Source organism: Limosilactobacillus mucosae DSM 13345 (assembly GCF_001436025.1).
Lineage (GTDB): Bacteria > Bacillota > Bacilli > Lactobacillales > Lactobacillaceae > Limosilactobacillus > Limosilactobacillus mucosae.
Genome location: NZ_AZEQ01000055.1, coordinates 1 through 1,836 on the forward strand (window position 1 = coordinate 1; position 1,836 = coordinate 1,836).

Below are 1,836 nucleotides of genomic sequence, written 5' to 3' on the forward strand. Positions count from 1 at the left end.
AAGAGGCTGGGAATTAACTATTATTTTCTAGCTTCTAACTAAGAAAATGCGAACTATGATTTTTGATTTAATCAAAAATTGTAGTTCGCATTTTTGGTTATTTACTAAAAAGGGTCTTAATTGGTTGATCATTTTACCCAATTTCGTTAAGTTCAATGCCATTAAGGTTAATCCGACATCATTTTCCACAGCCCGTTGGCCGCGCAAATGAGTTCGGCGTACGCCAAAATCCCTCTTCATGCGACCAAAGACTGGTTCAACGTCGAACTTGCGTCGACGATAGATCATCTTACCTTCATCGCTTGAGAGGGTCTCTTTGACTTTTGCTTTGTAATAATTCCAAGTTGGATTAACCTGGATGTAGCGCTGACGCTTACCTGGCGTTTTAGCTAACTGATCTAACTCTTCTGATGATTGATGTGTGTCGGCACGATAGAGTTTAAGATCGCGCTTAAATCCATACTTATCAGTTCGTTTACTGTAGCGATAAAAACTGAAGCGAACGCCTAAATGATCAATATAGTAGTCATCTTCGGCATTGTACTGCCAATTCTGAGGTTTTGTTGGATCATTTTTGAACTTACGCTTCTGCTCTTTTTGATAGGTGGTGTATGGAATGAGTGGTTGCTTATCGAATTGGTCAAGCAGTGTTGTGTAATTATATTCACTACCGTAACCAGCATCAGCTACCACGTGTGTAAAGAAATCCAAGCCATGGAATTGCTTAAGAAATGGCACTAAAGTCCTAGTATCAGTAGGATTGGAAAATAAAGCATAATCAAGGACAAACTGATTATGCGTGGCAATCTGAAGATTATATCCGGGTTTGAGTTCTCGGTTCATCATCGGATCTTCTTTCATGCACATAAAAGTTGCGTCGTGGTCTGTTTTCGAAAAGCTATTTCGTCCTTGAAAAATATCTTCGACACGTTCATATTTTTTAGCCCGTGGAATTAAGTCTTCTCTCAGTTGACGACGAAGCTTCTTTAGAAAACGTCGCCGACGTTTTCTAACTGAACCACCTTTAATTATTTTCGGCTCCTGTTTAATGGCTTCGTCTAGATTAGTGATTTCTTTTTCCACTTCTTCAGCCATTAATTCCATACCGTCGATAGATTCAATCATTTCTGGTTTCATCTCTTTGATGACTTGCTTTTCTACTAACTCATCATAAATACTAGCCGTCTTTTCTCTCAACTTAGCGTGATACTTTTCTATTGCCCGACGCCAAGTAAACGAGTACTTATTAGCATCCGCTTCAACCTTAGTGCCATCAATAAAGACTGCATCATTTTGAATTAGCCCATGGTCCGTAAGAGCCATAGTAAAGTAAACAAAGGTACGTTTTATTAAGTTCCTGGCGTGCTCACTCCGTCGAAAGTTATTGATGGTATGGTAACTGTATGAATGATCACGGGCTAACCATCGCATTGGTAAGTTTTCTTCTAACAAGGTTTCTATTTTCCGGCCAGAATAAGTTTGACGAGAGTACGCAAACAACAGAATTTTTAACATCAGTGCAGGGTGAGAAAGTGGGCGGCCGGTGACGGCCACGTTCTCTTCTAACAAAACCTCTTGTGGAATGGAATCGACAAAAGTATCAATTAACCGAACCAGATGATTTTTTGGCACATTGTAGTCATAATTTAGTACGAATTCTGTTTGTCCCGTGATATAATTTTGATACATGAAAATCGCTCCTTTATGTTTGTTTTTAGGGGTAATTACATCATATCAGGAACGATTTCCTGTGTACATAAGAAGCCGGACGATGAACCAAGATTTGATTCATCGTCCGGCTTTCATTTTGGACTGAGAGTTTTTTCCCAGCCTCTT

At 39.4% G+C, this 1,836-nt stretch carries 1 protein-coding gene; it reads right to left on the reverse strand.

Features of this window, described 5'->3' with window-relative positions; all coding sequences use genetic code 11:
* Positions 1–27: 27 nt before the first annotated feature.
* Positions 28–1,689, reverse strand: a complete 1,662-nt coding sequence (locus tag FC47_RS10120) for an IS1182 family transposase (protein WP_056968813.1) — start codon at positions 1,687–1,689, stop codon at positions 28–30.
* Positions 1,690–1,836: the final 147 nt, after the last annotated feature.

What these genes read in the sequence shown, in the direction of transcription:
- FC47_RS10120 (WP_056968813.1), bottom strand. Translation starts at nt 1,689, where the DNA reads ATGTATCAAAATTATATCACGGGACAAACAGAATTCGTACTAAATTAT.